Here is a 6,125-nt window from a genome sequence, read left to right as displayed (position 1 = left end):
AACCGTCCGCTAAGAAAATTGCAAAAGTGCATATTCTAAAAGCGGACATTTTTACTTTGGAGAAACCGGACATTTCTATTTTGGAGTTACACTTGGGAATTCGTATAACGTGTATTATGTTAATTTTAGAAATATTGAATAATTAATCATTTATCCCGTAAGTACTGAATAAATTAAATACATAGCAACTCCGATCACAGTCGTTGCAAAAATCTTTTGCACTCGATTAGCATCTATCCGATGTATTAAACTGCGCCCAATTAACATCCCCACAATACACGCCATAACGAAAGTGAGCGTGATGGAAACAGGATATTGAAAGCCGTCCAACACGTGGGCAGAAATACTAACCCCACCAATTAGAAAAATAATCATCAAGGAGGTCGCAACGATACTGCGCATATCGAGGTCTGTCACTTTACGTACTGCTGGAACAATCACAAAACCACCACCCACTCCAAGCAAGCCAGTTAACAAACCTGCCACCATACCAATAATACCGAGAGATAAAGCAGTTTTCATATTCCAGATCAGGCGACCTGTAGTTTGATTAACCTTGCACAGTGTATTTTCATGATCATGGACTTTATTAAAGAATATCCGGTAAGCGACGAGCAGCATCACTAGACTGAATGCTAGGGTTAGCCATACTGGAGATATAATTCCTGCTAGATGCACACCATAACGTGCTGATGGAATGCTGATGAGAGCAATCCAAAGCGCAGCACGATAACGCACTATACGTTTGAATAAACCTTCAAATGTTCCAACCAAGGCGGATAGAGTGACTGCAAGTAGGCCCACAGGGGCAGCCTGTGCTACAGTCCACCCTTGACTCGCCATGAGTGCCGGCACAGCGAGAATACCTCCACCAGCACCTGTTAACCCTAGCAAGCCACCAATGGCCAAGCTTTCCAGTATCAACATCCACATAGCCCACACCCCTCTTTAAATCAAGCAATTCAACAAAAGACAAACCTTGTTGTTTAATGTTGAAACTTGTTTATCTGAAATAGTTAAGTGGAAGTTTCAAATAAGAAACTCCATTCTCTTCTGGCTCAGGGAACTGTCCGGCTTTCATGTTGATCTGTATCGAAGGTAAAATTAGTTTTGGTATACTCAAACCCGCATCGCGCTTATTACGCATTTCTACAAATTCAGCTTTGGTCGTACCATGATGAATATGAATATTTCGGTTTTTTTGCGTCTGAAGATCCGTCTCACATACATAGCGATCACGGGTTTGTGGTAAATAGTCATGGCATAGAAATACTCGGGTACTCTCTGGCAGTTCAAACAGGCGCTGTACCGAATCAAAAAGTATTGCTGCACTTCCCCGCGGAAAGTCACAACGTGCCGTACCATAATCCGGCATAAACAAAGTATCCCCGACAAAGACAGCATCACCGATGACATAACTTAAGCAGGCCGGTGTATGTCCGGGGGTGGGAATGTTATATGCTTCGATTGAACCAATCTGAAATTTCTCATCATCTTCAAATAGGTAATCAAATAACTGCTGGGCATTCCATTGCTTAATATCCAAATGATAGATCGCAGCAAAGGTCTCCTGTACCACAGCAATTTTTTGACTCATGGCAATCTTGCCGCCCAATTCAACTTTGAGATACTGCGCTGCGGTCAAGTGATCTGCATGGACATGGGTTTCCAGAATCCACTCGACTGTTAAACCCTGTGCTTTGACATAGGCAATAATCTGATCGGCATGTGTGGTCGAAGTGGTTGCAGATGCAGCATCATAATCCAACACACTGTCAATAATTGCGCATGCCTGAGTTGTAGGATCACTCACCACATAACTAAAAGTATTGGTATCTTCATGAAAAAAATCTTTTACAACAGGGAAATTTGACATCATTAAGCTCCTGCCCACTTACGGTGAATCAACACGCCTACAAGCATTGCGACAATAAAATACAGGACCTGATAATGTCCAAGACCAATCAAAGTAAAACTTGGTGCAGGACATACACCAGCAACTCCCCAACCGATACCAAACAGCAGGCTGCCAATGATTAAGCGTGGGTCAAGTTTTTGACTGGTTGGCAATAAAATAGGTTCGTTAAAAACGGTTTTCGGTGCTGCAGAACGTATAGCTTTTTGAAAGGGAATAAATGCTACGGCAATTGCACCCATCATGACAAAGGCTAGACTGGCATCCCAGTCACCAAACAGATCTAGGAAATCCAGCACTTTTTCTGGATTCGACATACCTGATACCATCAGCCCCACAGAAAACAAACCACCAAAAATAAAAGCGAGAAAATTTTTCATTTAGAAAGCTCCTGTGATATGGCGAATCATATAAACAGTGACAAAACCAGCAAACATGAAACTCATGGTGGCCACGATGGAACGTTTAGACAAACGACTCATCCCGCAAATGCCGTGACCGCTGGTACAACCTGAACCTAAGCGTGTACCAAAGCCAACCAAGAGACCCGCAACCACCATCATCAGCGGACTCGCATTCAATTCAATTTCTGGCTGAACAAACAGTCCATAGATAAATGGCACCGTGATTAAGCCCAACAGAAACCAAATTGCAGGTGTTTTAAACATCGTTGAAGGGTTCAGCACCTGTTCGATTAAACCACTGATTCCGGCGATACGACCATGCACATAAAGATAGCCGACCACGGCTACGCCAAGAAGCAATCCGCCTAAAAATGCGATCAGAAAATCATGCATAGTAAATATACCCACTTACAATATATTTTTTTATATTATATAATAATTTTAATTATTCAAGTAGAAGATCTTAATTTTTTTATCTCATTATTAGGATGCATTCATGAACACTACTCAGTTAAAAACGCGAATAGACTTCTCACAAGTTGATCTTGTTAGTGATTGTCTAAAAGTTTTATCAAACCCAGATCGTCTTAAAATTCTATGTGTTTTGGTGGAAGGTGAACTCAATGTGCAGCAAATTGAAATACGCACTAATATCTACCAACCCACCTTGTCACAACAACTAACAGTTTTAAGAAACAATCAGATCGTATCGACACGACGGGAGGGTAAACAGATTTTTTATCAATTAAGCGATATGCGCGTGTTAAAAATCATGCAGACACTCTATGAAATTTATTGCAGTCACGATTAAGGTTCTGTCGCATTTCACCCTTTACAGTATCTAATCTAGTTCTTAATGCGATAGAACCATTTAACATAATGGCTGTTATACGAAATTAATGGATGTTCATATAGATTACTTGCATATTGTATTCGATCGAATACAATATAGTGAGAAGAGAAGGAATCCTCATGATTGAAATTAAACGTCTGCCAGAATTTGATGAATGGTTGGATGGCATTAAAGACAATATGACCCGTATCCGCCTGAATCGTCGATTAGATAAGGTTCAACGTGGAAACTGGGGAGACATTAAACCTCTCCAAGATGGCGTTTGGGAAATGAGAGAATTCTTCGGTTCTGGATGGAGGATGTATTACATCCAACATGGTGACGTTGTGATTGTAATGCTTGGTGGTGGAGATAAATCAACTCAACAACAAGACATCGATCGTGCAGTCAAACTATCGAAAACGTTGGAGGATTAAAATGGTTAAAGTAGCTGATTTACCAAGTTTTGATATGGCTGAGTCACTCAAAACTGAAGAAGACATTGTGATTTATCTCAATATGGTTCTTGAAGAGAATGATCCAGCTGAATTAGCTCATGCACTTGGTGTTATTGCTAAAGCTCGTGGCATGACTCAAATCGCTAAAGAAGCAGGGATTGGGCGTGAGGCACTCTACAAAGCCCTACGTCATGATTCAGCACCACGTTTTGATACAATTAATCGTGTAGTAAATGCTTTAGGCTTAAAACTCACAGTACAACACGCCTAAAGCTTTAAAAAATATAGTAAAAATGGGAGCTAAAGGCTCCCATTTTTAGATTCCTATAACGTGTATTATGTTAATTTTAGAGAAACTCATAAATGAATATAATAATTTGATTAAAATCCATTCTCTAAAATTCGGATATCAACACCAAGAACATCATCTTTTATCTTAAAGTGATGTTCTTGCATATGTACGGTTGCAAGGTGTGCATCTAAATGTTTGATACTTTTCCATTTTTCCAACATAACGACTGTATTTTTCAATGGCGCCTGATAAGACGCATGACTCTCATGATTAATAAGTAATTCGTAGCCAAAACAACCATCTTCTTCAAACACTGTTGGTGTGATCTCCTTGAATGAATTGATTACATGTTGCAGATGCTTTGAACCGGGTTTTACTTTAATTTCAGCAATAATTGTTAACATCATTTACCTCTATATCACTGATGCAGAAAAATTACGGATCAAATGTTGGCGATAGTCATCTTTTATTTGTGGTAAGTTTGGTGCTTTGATGACGTCATGAGCAATAAATGTTGACATGCTTTGCATACCAAGAAACTCATTGGCTTTTCGAAAAGGCAAATAAACCCCATCTACACCTCTCCCCTCAAAAAATTGTTTTGGATCAGTAAATGCTTCAGCAGGTGCATTCCAAGTTAATGACAGCATAAATTTTTTGCCATGCATTAAGCCTCCCGAACCATATTTTTTAGAAGTATCCGAACGTGAACGACCATCATTAGCGTATATATGACCATGACCTTCAGTAAATACATCATCAATATATTTTTTTACTGTCCATGGTGCACCCATCCACCAGCCTGGCATTTGATAAATAATAGCATCAGCCCAAAGATATTTTTTTACCTCCTCTTTTGGATCAAAAGCACTATCAGCACGCGTAACTTTAACTTTATGACCTAATTTGGTTAACACTTCTTCTGCTAAAATTGTCAAGGTATCATTCAATTCACCATTAGAATGAGCAAAAGTTTTAGCACCATTGATAATTAAAATATTATTCATCTTCATCCCAAATTGAATAGAGAAGTACAATATAAATTTAAGATCCATCAACATAAATGCAATTATTAACAAAACATTATTGATTAATTGTTAATAATTAAAATTAATATATAATTAAAAATGATTTTTTATTAATGATTTACTTAGATATGAAATCTACATTTGATGAACTTTTAGTATTTGTTACGATCGCTGATTGTGGCTCTATAGTGAAAACAGCAGAACAATTAAATCAAACAACATCTGCTATCAGTCGCACATTACAACGCCTCGAAAAAAAATTAAATGTTAAATTAATCGAACGTACAACCCGTAGCCTTAATCTTACCTATGATGGAAAAATTTTTTTAGAAAGAGCAAGAAAATTACTTTCTGATTTGAATGAAGCTGAAGAGTTGTTAATTAATCCAGGTACTGAACCTACAGGCTTAATTAAAATAGATTCAGCAACACCGTTTGTATTGCATGTAATTATTCCATTAATACCAGAGTTTATAGAACGATATCCAAAAATCAGTATTGAACTAACTAGTCATGATCATGTAATTGATTTATTAGAGCATAAAATAGATGTTGCTATACGATTTGGTGATCTAGAAGATTCAAGTCTCTATGCAAAATTATTATATAAAAGTCGTTTGTATATCGTTGCTAGCGCTGAATATCTCAAAAAAAATAACTTACCAAAATCTATTATTGAGTTAAATCAACATAGATTATTAGGATTTAGCCATCCTTTGCATTTAAATAATTGGCCAATTTATATAAATGATCAACTATATAAAACTTCACCATCTATTACAGCTTCTAATGGCGAAAGTGTTCGTCAACTTGCTTTACAAGGTGTAGGAATCGCTTGTCTCTCTGAATTTTTAATTTTAAAGGATATAAAAGAAGGTAAATTAATTGCTTTATTTGAAGATGAAATAAAGATTCATGAGCAAAAAATCCATGCTGTCTATTACAAAAAAAATTATATACCTAAGAGAGTTAGATTATTTATTGATTATTTATATGAAAAATTACAACAGCTTAATTAATTTTAAATGGATTTTTCAAACCAGAGTCTGAAAAATCCACCAAATCACTACCCATTTAACATAATGGAGGTTATACGAAATTGAAATGTAACTCCAAAATAGAAATGTCCGGTTTCTCCAAAGTAAAAATGTCCGCTTTTAGAATATGCACTTTTGCAATTTTCTTAGCGGACGGTT

General features: G+C 37.2%; 10 protein-coding genes. 4 read left to right on the top strand and 6 right to left on the bottom strand.

Annotated features, from left to right (window positions below; all coding sequences use genetic code 11):
- Positions 1-150: 150 nt before the first annotated feature.
- The 4 genes from NI462_RS14570 to NI462_RS14555 form a co-directional block, all read right to left on the bottom strand.
- On the bottom strand, positions 151-933 hold the full coding sequence (locus NI462_RS14570; RefSeq protein ID WP_086044976.1) for a sulfite exporter TauE/SafE family protein: 783 nt from the start codon (positions 931-933) through the stop codon (positions 151-153).
- Between the two features lie 70 nt (positions 934-1,003).
- Positions 1,004-1,876, bottom strand: coding sequence for an MBL fold metallo-hydrolase (locus NI462_RS14565; protein WP_253161194.1), 873 nt, complete (start codon positions 1,874-1,876; stop codon positions 1,004-1,006).
- Positions 1,877-1,878: 2 nt separating this feature from the next.
- A complete protein-coding gene (locus tag NI462_RS14560; protein ID WP_155861417.1) occupies positions 1,879-2,295 on the bottom strand; it encodes a DUF6691 family protein in 417 nt (138 codons plus the stop codon).
- Complete coding sequence (locus tag NI462_RS14555; RefSeq protein ID WP_086044973.1) at positions 2,296-2,712, bottom strand: YeeE/YedE family protein; 417 nt, start codon at positions 2,710-2,712, stop codon at positions 2,296-2,298.
- Positions 2,713-2,815: 103 nt separating this feature from the next.
- Here NI462_RS14555 and NI462_RS14550 point away from each other — a divergent pair, with 103 nt between their 5' ends.
- From NI462_RS14550 to NI462_RS14540, 3 genes are all read left to right on the top strand, one after another.
- Positions 2,816-3,130 carry an ArsR/SmtB family transcription factor gene (locus NI462_RS14550; RefSeq protein ID WP_086044972.1) on the top strand — a complete coding sequence of 105 codons (315 nt, stop codon included), beginning with the start codon at positions 2,816-2,818 and terminating at the stop codon, positions 3,128-3,130.
- Positions 3,131-3,291: 161 nt separating this feature from the next.
- A complete protein-coding gene (locus NI462_RS14545) occupies positions 3,292-3,588 on the top strand; it encodes a type II toxin-antitoxin system RelE/ParE family toxin (protein ID WP_004647749.1) in 297 nt (98 codons plus the stop codon).
- Between the two features lies 1 nt (position 3,589).
- The gene (locus NI462_RS14540; RefSeq protein ID WP_004647750.1) at positions 3,590-3,880 is read left to right on the top strand and encodes an addiction module antidote protein; all 291 of its coding nucleotides are present in this window, start codon (positions 3,590-3,592) and stop codon (positions 3,878-3,880) included.
- A gap of 110 nt (positions 3,881-3,990) precedes the next feature.
- Here NI462_RS14540 and NI462_RS14535 read toward each other — a convergent pair whose 3' ends face one another.
- Both NI462_RS14535 and NI462_RS14530 read right to left on the bottom strand, forming a co-directional pair.
- Positions 3,991-4,305 (bottom strand): putative quinol monooxygenase, encoded by a 315-nt coding sequence (locus NI462_RS14535; RefSeq protein WP_005105962.1) that lies wholly within the window; start codon positions 4,303-4,305, stop codon positions 3,991-3,993.
- Positions 4,306-4,314: 9 nt separating this feature from the next.
- Positions 4,315-4,908, bottom strand: a complete 594-nt coding sequence (locus NI462_RS14530; RefSeq protein ID WP_004647752.1) for an NAD(P)H-dependent oxidoreductase — start codon at positions 4,906-4,908, stop codon at positions 4,315-4,317.
- Positions 4,909-5,057: 149 nt separating this feature from the next.
- Between NI462_RS14530 and NI462_RS14525 the strand changes: the two genes are divergently transcribed.
- Positions 5,058-5,948 carry a LysR family transcriptional regulator gene (locus NI462_RS14525; protein WP_035334907.1) on the top strand — a complete coding sequence of 297 codons (891 nt, stop codon included), beginning with the start codon at positions 5,058-5,060 and terminating at the stop codon, positions 5,946-5,948.
- Positions 5,949-6,125 lie beyond the last annotated feature (177 nt).

The organism is Acinetobacter lwoffii (assembly GCF_024129715.1).
Taxonomy (GTDB): domain Bacteria; phylum Pseudomonadota; class Gammaproteobacteria; order Pseudomonadales; family Moraxellaceae; genus Acinetobacter; species Acinetobacter lwoffii_U.
Note: the sequence above shows the minus strand (reverse complement) of the source record. Positions and strands in the feature narration are given on the sequence as shown.